Origin of the sequence: Brevibacillus sp. AF8, assembly GCF_021270385.1 — a bacterium.
Classification (GTDB): Bacteria; Bacillota; Bacilli; order Brevibacillales; family Brevibacillaceae; genus Brevibacillus.
The window spans coordinates 337,253-350,426 of record NZ_JAGQDN010000002.1; the positions used below are offsets into that span (position 1 = coordinate 337,253).

14 protein-coding genes are annotated in these 13,174 nt (G+C 46.2%); 10 read left to right on the forward strand and 4 right to left on the reverse strand.

Going from position 1 to position 13,174, the window contains the following annotated elements; all coding sequences use genetic code 11:
• Positions 1-360: 360 nt before the first annotated feature.
• Complete coding sequence (locus KB186_RS04755) at positions 361-567, reverse strand: ferredoxin (protein ID WP_047068940.1); 207 nt, start codon at positions 565-567, stop codon at positions 361-363.
• Between the two features lie 103 nt (positions 568-670).
• On the reverse strand, positions 671-1,582 hold the full coding sequence (locus KB186_RS04760; protein ID WP_173609541.1) for a hypothetical protein: 912 nt from the start codon (positions 1,580-1,582) through the stop codon (positions 671-673).
• Positions 1,583-1,662: 80 nt separating this feature from the next.
• Here KB186_RS04760 and KB186_RS04765 point away from each other — a divergent pair, with 80 nt between their 5' ends.
• From KB186_RS04765 to KB186_RS04790, 6 genes are all read left to right on the forward strand, one after another.
• The gene (locus tag KB186_RS04765) at positions 1,663-2,778 is read left to right on the forward strand and encodes a YpbB family protein (RefSeq protein WP_173609540.1); all 1,116 of its coding nucleotides are present in this window, start codon (positions 1,663-1,665) and stop codon (positions 2,776-2,778) included.
• A complete protein-coding gene (locus KB186_RS04770) occupies positions 2,775-4,286 on the forward strand; it encodes a RecQ family ATP-dependent DNA helicase (protein WP_232773180.1) in 1,512 nt (503 codons plus the stop codon). Before KB186_RS04765 ends, KB186_RS04770 begins: the two co-directional genes overlap by 4 nt.
• 16 nt (positions 4,287-4,302) lie before the next feature.
• On the forward strand, positions 4,303-4,881 hold the full coding sequence (locus KB186_RS04775) for a CPBP family intramembrane glutamic endopeptidase (protein WP_221867118.1): 579 nt from the start codon (positions 4,303-4,305) through the stop codon (positions 4,879-4,881).
• Positions 4,878-5,555, forward strand: a complete 678-nt coding sequence (locus KB186_RS04780; RefSeq protein WP_221867117.1) for a LysM peptidoglycan-binding domain-containing protein — start codon at positions 4,878-4,880, stop codon at positions 5,553-5,555. Before KB186_RS04775 ends, KB186_RS04780 begins: the two co-directional genes overlap by 4 nt.
• Positions 5,556-5,605: 50 nt before the next feature.
• Complete coding sequence (locus KB186_RS04785) at positions 5,606-6,520, forward strand: NAD(P)/FAD-dependent oxidoreductase (RefSeq protein ID WP_173609536.1); 915 nt, start codon at positions 5,606-5,608, stop codon at positions 6,518-6,520.
• 375 nt (positions 6,521-6,895) lie between these two features.
• Positions 6,896-7,495, forward strand: coding sequence for a genetic competence negative regulator (locus KB186_RS04790; protein ID WP_007723994.1), 600 nt, complete (start codon positions 6,896-6,898; stop codon positions 7,493-7,495).
• Between the two features lie 73 nt (positions 7,496-7,568).
• On the opposite strand, the gene KB186_RS04795 is transcribed toward KB186_RS04790, so the two are convergent.
• Positions 7,569-8,312 (reverse strand): PIG-L deacetylase family protein, encoded by a 744-nt coding sequence (locus KB186_RS04795; RefSeq protein WP_173609535.1) that lies wholly within the window; start codon positions 8,310-8,312, stop codon positions 7,569-7,571.
• Between the two features lie 310 nt (positions 8,313-8,622).
• Here KB186_RS04795 and KB186_RS04800 point away from each other — a divergent pair, with 310 nt between their 5' ends.
• On the forward strand, positions 8,623-9,912 hold the full coding sequence (locus KB186_RS04800; protein ID WP_007723992.1) for a Glu/Leu/Phe/Val family dehydrogenase: 1,290 nt from the start codon (positions 8,623-8,625) through the stop codon (positions 9,910-9,912).
• 639 nt (positions 9,913-10,551) lie between these two features.
• Here KB186_RS04800 and KB186_RS04805 read toward each other — a convergent pair.
• Positions 10,552-11,523 (reverse strand): asparaginase, encoded by a 972-nt coding sequence (locus KB186_RS04805; protein ID WP_232773181.1) that lies wholly within the window; start codon positions 11,521-11,523, stop codon positions 10,552-10,554.
• Between the two features lie 82 nt (positions 11,524-11,605).
• On the opposite strand from KB186_RS04805, the gene prsW reads away from it, so the two are divergent.
• Genes prsW through KB186_RS04820 form a run of 3 tightly spaced genes read left to right on the forward strand, consistent with a single transcriptional unit; the run spans position 11,606 to position 13,145 of the window.
• Positions 11,606-12,280, forward strand: a complete 675-nt coding sequence (prsW, locus tag KB186_RS04810; protein WP_017248088.1) for a glutamic-type intramembrane protease PrsW — start codon at positions 11,606-11,608, stop codon at positions 12,278-12,280.
• A gap of 20 nt (positions 12,281-12,300) precedes the next feature.
• Positions 12,301-12,459 (forward strand): hypothetical protein, encoded by a 159-nt coding sequence (locus KB186_RS04815; RefSeq protein ID WP_232773182.1) that lies wholly within the window; start codon positions 12,301-12,303, stop codon positions 12,457-12,459.
• A gap of 26 nt (positions 12,460-12,485) precedes the next feature.
• Positions 12,486-13,145 carry a cell wall hydrolase gene (locus KB186_RS04820; protein WP_221867114.1) on the forward strand — a complete coding sequence of 220 codons (660 nt, stop codon included), beginning with the start codon at positions 12,486-12,488 and terminating at the stop codon, positions 13,143-13,145.
• The last annotated feature ends 29 nt before the right edge of the window (positions 13,146-13,174 follow it).

Below are 13,174 nucleotides of genomic sequence, written 5' to 3' on the forward strand. Positions count from 1 at the left end.
TGTTTCGTAAGATTTGTACTTACAATATCACGTCAAAATAACACCGTCAAGAATAAAAACGAGAAAAAATGAACATTATTTATTTTAAATTGATTATCGTTCGTGAATAATACTCAGTTTAACGCTTGATACATATCAAAAACGACCAAAATACGAACATTAAGATATTGACATCACAAAAAATGGAAAAAACGCATTTTAATGTTCGGTTTTTGCTGTTGCTTTTATCTTACCGAAAAATCTCAAAAGAAAGAACGGAAAATTGCCGATCAATCGTTCAGCAAAGGAAAGGAGGGCATAATGAAAAACCTCTTACATACCGAAGTACGTAAGAGGTCTCTTCCATTAGTAGATGGAATACTATTCCACTTTAATAGAGTCGGTCGGGCATCCTTCAGCAGCATCACGAACATCGTCATGCAGGATATCCGGGATTTCAACACTGTTAGAGTTGTCATCCAACTTGTTGAACGCAAGGCCCTCATCGTCGTAATCAAAGACGTCAGGAGCCGTGGCGCCACAAGCACCGCAAGCAATACAAGTATCTTTATCTACCCATGTAGTCATCGTGGTTTCACCTCCCATACCGAAGTGGTACGTCCACTATCATAGACCATTGTATGCTCTTGGTGACAAGATTTCAAGATTGAATCAGTCTAAAAATGTACGACTACTTATAAAGAGGGATTTCAGGTGCCTTCAGCACGGAGTAGAGCTGTGTATTCAAGCGTTTAAAATCTCCCGCAGATACTGCATCTGTCGCGTTCAAAATCTTCACGGCAGCGGCTAAATCCTTGATTCCTAGTGCCTGAACTTCATTAGATGCGATGAGCAAATCAAGTCTTGCAGTCAGGTCCTCCGGATTATAGCTGCTCCATTGAGTGCTTGCTGACATAGCAACAGCTGCAAGATAGGTGCGGTAATGGAACGGATATTGCTTCCACTGTGCGGTGTTAACGGTTCCAGGTAATTGCTTCGGCATAGCTTGCTTCACCACATAAGCCGATTCCCATGACGCGATGGAGTGATAAACCATTTCCTGTGCAGTTAGCCAGTTATTTTGGAAAAGTGTCAGGCTAGCTCCAATGGAAGCAGGCGTAGCCTTATTTTGATCGGAACGAATCTGCTCCATACTATCCAAATACGCCCGTACACTGTTTGTAAAGGTGGCATGAGCTTGTCTCAGCATGGGTGACGTCGGCAAGGGAACGTTTTTCTCCAGCTCTTTCCTCGTCTGGTCAGCTATTTTACTGAGCTGCTTCAAGCCTTCGGTCCGTTCACTTTCGTTCATTTGATTCCATTTATCCATCGTATCAAAATGTGCTTGCTTCAATTCAAGCAGCGGTGCATAAACGGCATAATAAAATCGGATAAAGTCCTGTTCGTTGTACAGCTTTTGCTCACGTAGCAGTTTTTCTTTTTCGGCTTCCTTTTTCTCAGCTTCGAGTACGGCGGCTTGTTCCGACTCCAGTTGTGTCTTCATATAATGGGCCCCGAAAAAAAATCCACCAACCGTGCATGCAAGTGTTATGATGATCATGTACGCCATCATAAATTCAGTTCTTTTCAATCGTTTTGTCATACTATCCTCCAAATACAATGATGCAGTTTACTTCGCTTACTTTGAGCTTTGAAAAATATAGAATGATGTAAGGAGTACCAATGAACAGTCGGAACAGTGCGGCAGAGGAGCAGGACCTTCTATGTGCGGTCGCCTTGAATGCCATGTTACCTCTGGCCAATGAACGAACGCTGCAATCAGCCTACTACATACTGCGTGGCAGAAAAGCCAATCAGACACTGCAAGATGTGCATTTGTATACCCTTTATCCGTATTATCGGATGTTTTCTCGTTTTCCAAGAGAGGATTGGGAGAAAATAGTTTCAACTTTATTTCAGGCGGGCTGGATTTTACCTGTTAATGCAGTTGGAACGAACGGGAAGCCGACCTTTACCTTTTCTGATAGTGGATTGCAGCATGCCAAACACACGTACCAAAAATATCGGTTTGATGTGTGGTTCGCACCTTTCACCCAATCCGACTTGGCGGAGCGAATCGAACCGTTTTGGAGCAGACTTCATCTTATGGTGCAGACGATCTCGCAAATGCATCATGGTGATCTCGGCTTCATTCCGGTCGTTTCGGACAAGACGGCACAGCGTTGGGTAAAAAACCAATTGGCTGATGGGGCAATGCGAAATACTTGGAAACAGCAATTGTCTGACGAGTTATATCGATTGTGGGAGCCTCTGGATGAAGGTGTGCAGGAGCTTTTATTTTGCCAACTGTCAGGAGCAGGACAAGTTGGCAAGACCATGGGACAAGTAGCAGAGATTCGCCAAACGAGTCGCAGCTATCTCATGCTGCAATTTCGATACGGACTGGCCGCGTCAATTCAGACGCTGCTTGCAGAGAGCAATCATTATCCTCTTTTATCAAAACTTGTTACAGAGTCGCACAAGCTTGATGCTCGCCTGACCGAAAGTGCTGCTCGAACGTACGCACTGCTTCAGACTGGCTGTGACAAAACAGAAATAGCGAAAAGACGACAAATGAAAGAAAGCACAATAGAAGATCATTTGGTAGAGATTGCCCTGCGCTGTCCGGAATGGGATATGACAACGTATTTGCCGAATGAGCTGGCAAAAAAGATCGTGGAGACCAGTGAGCGACTCGATACAAGCAGACTCCGGCTCATCAAGGATCAATTGGAGGCAACAGTATCGTATTTGCAGATCCGATTGGCACTGGCACGAGCGACAAGGGGGGCAAAATGAATAAACAGTTCATGTACGACAGATTAAAGCTGCATTTTGGATACGACTCATTCCGCCCCGGTCAGGAGTCTATTATTGAACGTCTACTGCATGGACGAAGTGTTCTCGGGCTGTTAGCAACAGGTGGCGGGAAATCAGTGACGTATCAGCTGCCAGCAATGCTTTTGCCGGGTCTGACCGTCGTTGTTTCCCCGTTGATCTCCTTGATGGTTGATCAGGTGCAGCAGCTCCGAGCGCGAAAAAAAATTCCGGCTACTTATTTGAACAGCATGCAGGATCAGACAGAGTCCCGCGAAATCTTAAAAGGGCTCTCGGAAGGTGCTTACAAGCTGTTGTATATTTCTCCAGAAAAGCTTCAACAGACCTATGTTCAACAAGTGTTAAAGCGGGCGAGGGTGTCTCTGATCGCGATTGATGAAGCGCATTGTATCTCGCAATGGGGACATGATTTTCGTACAGATTACCTGCGATTGCCTGAAGTCGTGAAACAATTGGGAGCACCTCCTGTTCTGGCTGTGACAGCGACTGCGACGGAATCTGTTCGTGAGGAGATTTGCAACTTATTTTCCATTGAAAAGGAAGATGTTGTGTTGCAGTCCCTTAATCGGGCGAATATCGCTTATGATCTGGTTGAAGTTGTGGAGGAAACAGACAGGCGCTCCTATGTATTTGATCAGATGAATCGTCTGCAGGGTCCAGGAATCGTTTACTGCAGCACGCGACAAGCGGTAGATGTGTTGGCTGCCTCTTATCAACTCGATGGAAAAAAACGCGTACACGGTTACCACGGGGGCATGAATAGCATGGAGAGAATGCTGATCCAGTCCCAATTCCTCGCAGGAGAGCTCGATGTTATTATTGCAACCAATGCATTTGGTATGGGAATCGACAAGCCAGATATTCGCTACGTCATCCATTATCAAATGCCAGCCAGTTTGGAGGCATACGCACAAGAAATCGGGCGGATCGGCCGTGATGGCAAGCCTGGTTATGCGCTGCTTTTATTTTCGTGGGACGATTGGCAGATTCACCAACACATGCTGGAGAAGGAGTACCCGACACAAGTGCAAGTTCAAAAATACGAGCAGTTGTGCAATACCGGAGTACCCTTGACGAATGAGGCCTTGGCGATGATGGACATATCCGAAGAAATGGGCGCACTCCTTGGCTTTTATTCGGAAAGAGTGCTGGCCTCATGCGAAGCTGCCGCTGCGGGAGAGTCGTATCCAAAGGCTCAAATGATTTGGCAGGAAACGGAAAAAAGGAAAAGCTTTAAGCAAAAAAAGCTGGCAGAAATGGTGTCTTTCGTTAGAGGAGAAAACTGTTTGCGTGCGAGCATCAATACGTATTTCAAAGAAAATGATCATCAGTTTGATCTGTACTGCTGTAAGAAATGCGGCTTAAATACGGAAGCGTATTTCCAAACGAATGACCATGCAATCACAAAGAATGAACAAATCAAATGGAATTTGCGGCAGGCGTTAGATACTCTTTTGCCGAACAAATAAAGGAGAGAAACATCGAGTGAGGGAAGATCGGCTAGAGGTGGATGAAGCCACTCTTCGGCTGAATCTATGGTTGACACAAGGAATCGTAATGGGAGTGGCTGCTGCCGGTAGCTTATTAGTGCTGGGCTGGGATGCTACTCTGTCCTTGTTTATTTTGCCAGGCTGGAATGCCGTCCTGTGGGCCGTGGTTGTAGCCGCAGGTATTATCATCGCGAGCATTGCGATGGATCGTTCCTTGCCTAAGCGATGGCAAGATGATGGCAGTATCAATGAAAAAGTTTTTGGCGCCATGTTACCATCTACCACAATTCTCGTCTGTATGGTAGTAGGGGTGGGAGAGGAATGGCTATTTCGTGGAGTCATTCAAACGCTTACCGGGAATTTTTGGAGCAGTCTTATTTTTACTCTGATCCACGTACGTTATTTGAAAAAACCACTCATGATCATAAGTGTATTTGGTACAAGCTGGATCTTGGGAGTCTTGTTTTCCTACTATCAGTCCCTATGGCCCTCGATTGTGGCTCATATCCTTATTGACGTCATGCTAGCCTTTCATTTACAAAAAACGATCAAGAAAAAGGGGGAGGAAGAGTGAATCTTGAGCATAATCCATTACCACCCCGACGCTCCCGTCATACTCGCCCTAAAGCGTCGTTCTCGTTTAAAAAGTGGATTCAACCTGGATTGTACTTGTTTGGATTCGTCTTTTTCGGGTTGATTGGTCTTGAGTTGTACAGGGCCAATATCCCACACGAGTCAGCAGCTACTGGTAGTGTTGAAGTGAAGGATGTTAGCAAAGCGATTACCGCTTCGCAAGGAAGCAAGGCAGGGGAAAAGGAGCCAGCATCCGTCGTTCTTCCTTCTGCTCCTGATCCCAATGCAAGCGCGAACACCCCGCCTGCCAAAGCAAAAACGACCGAATCAAAACCAGTTGAGCCTGTAGTGAAGGCGACCCCAAGCGTTCAGACACCTGCAGTGAGCCCAGTCCCAGCCCAAACTACGACTGGTACACTAGTAAACAAGCCAAACCAGATCGCGAGTCCTTCTGCTACTAAAGTAGCTACACCGGGAAAGCAAGCTTCAACACCGTCTACAACAAAGTCAAAGGTCGTCAAGCATGTGGTGAAGAAGGGTGAAACGTTGTTTATGCTGTCACGAAAGTACTACGGAAATAATTCGAACGTAAGACGAATTGCAACATACAACGGGCTTCATTCAGAAGCAGGGCTCGTCGAAGGGAAAATTGTTTTGGTTCCCCTCGTTCAGTAATGAGATCGTGCTTCACTGGCAATGCTATCGGGAAAAGGATAAGCAGGTGGATGCAAGTGGAGTATGATACGGTCATCGTCGGCGGCGGGATTGCAGGGCTTCAAACTGCGATTCAACTTGCAAGATGCCTTCGGCGCGTTGCAGTCATTGACATGCCAGCTGGTCGATCAACAATCGCCAAAGCCTACCGAAACATTCTCGGATTTTCGGAGGGGGTTAGTGGCGATTTTTTGCGTCAAGCGGGCAGGGAGCAAGCACAAAAATACGGCGCAACCTTGATAACAGATGAGGTAACCCAGCTTTCTACGGACCCAAGCGGTTTATTTTCGATAGGTACGAAAAGTGGCATACATACGCTTACTTCGCGAACGCTGGTTTTGGCAACCGGCATTCGTGATCCGTTCCCAGCGATCCCTGGCTTTTCCGAGTGTGTAGGGGTATCGATTTTCTTGTGTCCCGACTGTGACGGCTATGAAACAGTCGAGAAAGATACGGCAATCATAGGAGCGGGTCCTCAGGCTGTTTCGATGGCGGACGAACTTATTTACTATACAAGCAGGTTAACAGTCATAAACCATGCAGAAGTGCAGGTGGATACGCAGGCTCTCTCTGGACTTAGCAAGCGAGGGATAATGTATCGAAAAGAAAAAGTATGTACCCTTCATCATACGGCGGGTCAATTGCAGGAAATCGAGCTCTCTTCGGGTGAACGGTTGTCTGTGGAAAGAGCATTTCTTGCTTTTCCTGGTGCTCATGCATTGACAGAGCTTTTGCGTGGTTTTTCCGTGCAAATCCTCGAAAAGGGCCACATCCATACGAATCCGCGAACAAAAGAAACGGATCATCCCAACATCTGGGCGGTTGGCGATATCAATGAGCATTCTCAACAAGTGTCGATTGCCATGGGAGATGGAACACAGGCTGCTATTTGGATTCAAAAGCGGCTGCGTGAATATGAGACGTAGAAAAACGCCTGATTCTGGGCGTTTTTTCATGTACAAACCTTTATGAACGAGAAGGAACCCGAACTAGCAGAGCCAAATATAAATACAGAAAAAGAACAATGAGGGGGAACTTTTCCTGGGAAAGCGCAGGAAATGACAGGCAACAACAAAGTTTCTTTTTTCATGAGTTGATTCGACATCGATAAGCGAATGCTGTGTAGGTGTCATGGTAGCTTTGTTCCCGTAAATAAATGTGATATGATAGGACTACCCCGTATTTTCCAGTCCATCAAAAAATGGATGAATGCCAACAGGTATTCGCCGGAGAATGTGGAGAACTCTTACAGGCTTACCATCATATTTTGTAGTACGACTGGATGGCGAGGAGGGACAGTCATGCGTGTTGAACGCCTTGGTCAAGATAAAATACGAATCTTTTTAACTTTTGACGACCTCTCAGAGCGCGGGATAGAAAAAGAAGACATGTGGCGTGACATTCCTAAAGTTCATGAACTGTTCAACGACATGATGGAACAGGCTTATCACGAATTAGGGTTTGAGGTATCAGGGCCTGTTGCAGTTGAAGTGTTCGCCTTGCCAGCTCAGGGAATGGTCGTAATCGTAACGCGTGGCAAGACGGGCTCAAAGGACGGGAAAGAGGAAGAATTCGAAGACGAGGATGTATACGAGCTAGAGGTCACGTTGGAAGAAAGCGATTTAATCATGTATGCCTTCCGGGACTTTGAGCATATGGTTGAAGCCGCCCACCGCATTAACGCTCTTTTGACCAATGGCGGAGCTGCCTACTTCTACCAGGGGAAATATCATCTGGTGCTGGAGGAAGTCGACTTGGATCAGGAGCGTTATCACAAACTAATTGCGATCCTCTCTGAGTACGGAGAAGCGACGCCGATAACGATTTATGTGTTGGAGGAATACGGGAAAGTGATCGTTGCCGACGATGCTGTAAAAGAAATATGCAGGCATTTCACGTAATCAAAAAAGAAATGTCTGGGAATATAAAACAGCACCTAGTCAACCAACTAGGTGCTGTTGCTGTCTGTACAGATTATGCTAGGCCTTCAAAAAAGTCAGCTTCTTTACCTTGAAGGGTATAGTTCGGAAGGCTGTGCCAAGCCAAGATGTAATGGTTGTTTGGCGGAACAGAATGGTGCTCGCCTTTTGTTACACCTGGGAAAACGCGTTCTACTGAGAGGTGTTGTGTCCTATGTGCCCGCAAGGCATCTGCTACTTTTTGCATATATTCAGGTGCGTGAATGATCGTCGTAATGCTCTCGATTGGATCCGTAAAGGGAGGCTTCATCGTACCAAATCCTTCGTCGGATGAACGAGTCGCATAATAAAGCTTTCGTACGCTCGTATCTGGGCCTAAAGAAAGGACAGCCTGGGTGGTTGCATGACTAATCGCCAAATGGTCAGGATGTCCGGAGATGCCATGCGGTGCAAACGTGACGACAATTTCCGGTTGGATCTGGTGAATAGCCTGATGGATACGAGTAACGAGCTCATCTACGGGCACTGTGTTTAGGAACTTATCCTGATATTCCCAGACGTCTACTTGATCGAACCCAAGAATGGCACAAGCGTCGCGAAGCTCTTGCTCACGAAATCGGGGGAGTTCTTCTGGTGTGCATAACGGGGGGTCACCAGCTTTTCCTGCTTGCCCTTTTGTTGCACACAAGAGATGAGTGCTGGCCATTTTGGTCTCACTATATTTGGAAATGGAAATCCCACAAGCAAACGTTTCATCATCGGGATGGGCAAAAATAAACAAGATAGACTTTTTTTTCATAAAAACACCTCCATGAATAAACTTCCACATTACGTTATCCATTATGGCATAAATTCACTAATCCTGTAATGAAAGAAACAAGTTTGGGGACAATACAAGCATGGCTGGACGTGCATTTGAAGCAATTTGTACAAAATGTAGTCTGTAAAAGCGATTTCAAAATGGATGGGAAATAATTGAATGATTATGCAAAACAAGGCACGAAAACGTTTTCGAAATGGAAAAAAAACATTTTTAAGCTTCTCATAAATGATACAAGCGTGTATACTAAAGGCGGCATTGACCGAAAACATTTTTGAGGTGGTAAGTAATGGGTAATCAAGACGTGGTAACCGAAAGCACCGAAGGGAAAGAAAAGCAAGAATCATTGAACTTGCTCCATTCAACTCAAACGGTGATCAAGGAAGCACTGGAGAAACTAGGTTACCAAGAATCGATGTTTGAACTCTTGAAGGAACCGCTACGCGTTTTGACTGTACGTATTCCGGTTCGCATGGATAATGGCGAAGTAAAGGTATTTACGGGCTATCGTGCACAGCACAACGATGCAGTAGGTCCGACCAAGGGGGGCATTCGTTTCCACCCGGAAGTTACTGAGGATGAAGTTAAAGCACTTTCTATCTGGATGAGCCTCAAAGCAGGTATCGTCGATCTGCCATATGGCGGTGGTAAAGGCGGTATCATTTGCGACCCGCGTGAAATGTCCTTCCGCGAATTGGAAAGACTGAGCCGCGGTTACGTTCGCGCAATCAGCCAGCTTGTGGGCCCTACTAAAGATATTCCAGCTCCGGACGTCTTTACGAACTCACAAATCATGGCATGGATGATGGACGAATATAGCCGTATCCGTGAATTTGACTCGCCTGGTTTCATTACGGGTAAACCAATTGCGCTGGGTGGTTCCCATGGCCGCGAAACAGCAACTGCAAAAGGTGTAACCATTTGCATCCGTGAAGCAGCGAAGCGTCGCAACATCGATGTAAAAGGTGCTCGCGTAGTTGTACAAGGCTTTGGTAACGCTGGTAGTTACTTGGCAAAATTTATGCATGATGCAGGCGCTAAAGTTGTAGGTATCTCTGATGCATACGGCGCGCTGCATGATCCAAACGGTTTGGATATCGACTACTTGTTGGATCGTCGTGATTCCTTTGGTACAGTTACAAAACTGTTCAACAACACGATTACCAACAAAGAGCTTCTTGAACTGGAATGCGACATTTTGGTTCCTGCAGCGATCGAAAACCAAATCACAGCTGCAAACGCTCACAACATCAAGGCGTCAATCGTAGTAGAAGCGGCAAATGGCCCAACTACACTGGAAGCGACTAAAATTTTGACTGAGCGTGGAATTCTTCTGGTTCCAGACGTACTTGCTAGTGCTGGTGGTGTGACTGTTTCCTACTTCGAGTGGGTACAAAACAACCAAGGCTACTACTGGTCTGAGGAAGAAGTAGAAGAGAAGTTGGAAAAAGTAATGGTTCGTTCGTTTGAAAATGTATACTCCATGTCCCAAACTCGTCGCATTGATATGCGTCTGTCTGCTTACATGGTTGGTGCCCGCAAAATGGCTGAGGCTTCTCGCTTCCGCGGTTGGGTATAATTTTTCAAACAACCCTCCATATATTGAGAAAACATGGCTCCGCCTTTTGGCGGGGCCTTTTTTATTGGGGCGTGTGATGTGGCTGTGGTGGAGAGAAGAATATTTCCATGCTAGGCTCCAGGCTCCGTCCTGCTGGGGGCTGAGACTGTCCACTCCGAAGGGATTCGCGGGGAAACGCAAAAGTGGTAGCCGCTTCGTCGCGAGGGCACGTTGCGTTTCTTTTGCCCGCGAATCCCTTCTCCGCTTGGTAGGACTCCACAAGTCGCTACGCCTGGAAATATTCTTCTCTGTAGTAACTGATCACATTCTTCAATCTTTTAAGGCATTTAAAACTCGGTAAAACATGGATAGTTCGTAGAGGAAACAGGAGAAAAAAGCGAAGATCTTAGGTACACCGACCGAGACGAAATGCAAAAAGCGAAACACGCTCTTAAGCGTCCACCTCTGAAACACATCCTGAAGGGACAACTTTGGACGCGATTTCGCTTTTTGCATGGAGTCGTGCAGTCAATCCCCAGCGGGTGACCCTAGAATCTGAGCGTTTTCTCCTGTTTCCTCCCACCACTACAGCACCGTTCAAGTTCTGTTTTTAAGGAAAAAAAAACCTCCTGAAGAATCAGGAGGCTGTAGTCCTATTATTTAGTGGTCGAACAACTGCTGCAGTTCTTTGAAAGTCCGTGTTTTTTGCAGCGTTACAATTAGTTTGAGACGAGCCTTTTGCCCGTTCAAGCCGTTGGAGAAGATGATGCCCATCTCTTTTAGTTTGCGGCCTCCACCTTCATAGTCATAGATATCCTGCACCTGTCCATTGTAGCAGCGGGAGACGAGCACGATCGGTACGCCTTTGTCGAGAAGTTGCTGCAGGGTAGGGATGATAGCGGGTGGAAGATTTCCTAATCCAAACGCCTCTACGACGAGTCCATCAATGTGCTGCTCCAATAAAAACTGTAGCCAAGCAGGCTCCATGCCAGCAACTGCTTTGATCAGCGGCACATTCGCATCAGCTTGCGTGATGGCATAATGCTCTCGATCCAACGGAGCATGGTGGTATTGCACACTTTTTTTCGCAATGGTTCCAATCGGTCCGTATTGTGGCGACTGGAAGGTAGCGACATTGCTCGTGTGTGTTTTCGTTACGTGACGTGCCGCGTGAATTTCGTCATTAAAAACAACGATAACACCTTTGTTCAAACTGTCGGTGTCTGCGGCTGCACGAACGGAAGAAATGAGATTGACGGGACCGTCAGCACCAAGCTCATTGCTGCTGCGCATGGCTCCAGTCACGACAATCGGGACGTTGACCGACAAAGTCAGATCGAGGAAGTATGCGGTCTCCTCCAACGTATCAGTCCCGTGGGTAATAACAATGCCATCATAATGATCTTGTTGAAAGGCTTCCTCAATATAGAGTCGCAGTTGATTCATGATCGCAGGAGTCATATGAGGGCTAGGTAGGTTGAGTACATTTTTCATGGTGACATCCGCGTGTTTTTCTAAAAAAGGAAGGATTTTGTTGACAGCTTGATCATCCAATGGCTTTACGCCTTCTGAGTCATCGACAGACATGGCAATCGTACCGCCTGTGTTCACTACCAAAATTTTTTTTGACATGATCTCTCTCCTGTAGCGGGTTTTCATCAACCAGTATTCATGGTACGATGAACAATAGCCTTGTGTAAAGGAGTAATAAAAGATGATTGCTTTGATCGGCGCGGCAGTTGCCCCCGGTATCGCCATCTTAAGTTACTTTTACCTGCGTGACAGTCTCGAACCGGAGCCGATTTCGATGGTAATCCGGTCGTTTATCTTTGGTATGTTGCTGGTCGTACCCATTATGGTACTTCAGTACATCATGCAGAATGAATGGAACTGGCGGGATGGCATTGTCGCGGAAGTTTTCCAATCCGCTGTCGTGGAAGAATTTTTTAAATGGATGGTCATCTATTTTACGGTTTATAAACATTTGGAATTTGATGAGCCATACGATGGAATTGTTTATGCAGTTGCGGTGTCACTTGGTTTTGCTACGTTGGAGAATTTGTTCTACCTTATTATCAATGGAACGAATATCGCCATCTGGCGTGCCTTTTTGCCGGTATCCAGCCACGCGTTGTTTGCGGTGTGGATGGGATATTATCTCGGACGGGCCAAGTTTTCCAAGGACGCCAAACATGAGCGGCTTTTTTTATGGATGTCGATTACCTTGCCGATCGGCTTGCATGCCCTGTACAATGTGATTTTTTTGGCGGTGCAAAACTGGTTGGTAGTGATTGTGCCATTCATGCTTGTTTTGTGGTGGCAGGGCTTAAAAAAGGTACAAAGAGCACACGATTTCGGTTCTAAAAATCTCTCTTCACGTCCACAATAGACGGTAAGGAGGAGTCGTACGTGCTAAAAGCTGATCGAGCAAAAGTGACCATTCAATGCAATGTATGTGGAGAAAAGTTTACACTACGTGGCCAGCGAGAACCTGGAGGACAAATAGAAACAGGGTTCAAGCAGTGCCTGTGTGACAACGACAAGCATTTTCGAATTGACGAGTCCTGATCTTTTCCATTCCCAACTGAAAAAGCGTGACCAATCTATGTGGGCCGATGCAAATAGCATCGGTCTTTTTCTATATCCAGATTTTCATGCATAATCCATTCTTCCTCCACCAACACTATGCAAAGATTTCAATACATGCCAAGGAGGATTCAGCCGTGCGTACAATCTGGATCGCAGGTGTGTTGGTGATGTTGGTAGCAGCGGGCTTGAATGGATACAAGGTTGTCTGGAAGGAAAAGAATGCAGCTGCTGTACACGAAGAACAGATGGCTGCACCTGCTGCAAAGAATCAGACGGCCAAAACCAAAGCCAGCTTTCATCCTTCAAGGGTCTCTGACAATGATTTGAAAATCATGGCAAATGCTGTTTACGGAGAGGCAAGAGGAGAGCCGTTTGAAGGGCAAGTAGCTGTCGCAGCCGTTATTTTAAACCGCGTCAAGAGCCCTTCGTTTCCTGATACGCCCTCGGCTGTGATATTCGAACCACGCGCTTTTACAGCAGTTGCTGATGGTCAAATATGGCTTACACCTAATGAAAGTGCGATGAAAGCAGTGAAGAACGCACTAAACGGCTGGGACCCGTCGGGAGGCTGCACGTACTATTTCAATCCAGATACAGCAACGTCCGGTTGGATTTGGACCAGACCGCAGGTTAAAAAGATCGGGAAACACATCTTTTGTAGATAATGGATGCGTAATCAAAGGAGGAGTGGCAA

Excerpts from the sequence above, each read along its gene's own strand:
- KB186_RS04755 (WP_047068940.1), bottom strand. The coding sequence starts at position 567 with ATGACTACATGGGTAGATAAAGATACTTGTATTGCTTGCGGTGCTTGT.
- KB186_RS04760 (WP_173609541.1), bottom strand. The coding sequence starts at position 1,582 with ATGACAAAACGATTGAAAAGAACTGAATTTATGATGGCGTACATGATC.
- KB186_RS04765 (WP_173609540.1), top strand. The coding sequence starts at position 1,663 with ATGAACAGTCGGAACAGTGCGGCAGAGGAGCAGGACCTTCTATGTGCG.
- KB186_RS04770 (WP_232773180.1), top strand. The coding sequence starts at position 2,775 with ATGAATAAACAGTTCATGTACGACAGATTAAAGCTGCATTTTGGATAC.
- KB186_RS04785 (WP_173609536.1), top strand. The coding sequence starts at position 5,606 with ATGCAAGTGGAGTATGATACGGTCATCGTCGGCGGCGGGATTGCAGGG.
- KB186_RS04790 (WP_007723994.1), top strand. The coding sequence starts at position 6,896 with ATGCGTGTTGAACGCCTTGGTCAAGATAAAATACGAATCTTTTTAACT.
- KB186_RS04795 (WP_173609535.1), bottom strand. The coding sequence starts at position 8,312 with ATGAAAAAAAAGTCTATCTTGTTTATTTTTGCCCATCCCGATGATGAA.
- KB186_RS04800 (WP_007723992.1), top strand. The coding sequence starts at position 8,623 with ATGGGTAATCAAGACGTGGTAACCGAAAGCACCGAAGGGAAAGAAAAG.
- KB186_RS04805 (WP_232773181.1), bottom strand. The coding sequence starts at position 11,523 with ATGTCAAAAAAAATTTTGGTAGTGAACACAGGCGGTACGATTGCCATG.
- prsW (WP_017248088.1), top strand. The coding sequence starts at position 11,606 with ATGATTGCTTTGATCGGCGCGGCAGTTGCCCCCGGTATCGCCATCTTA.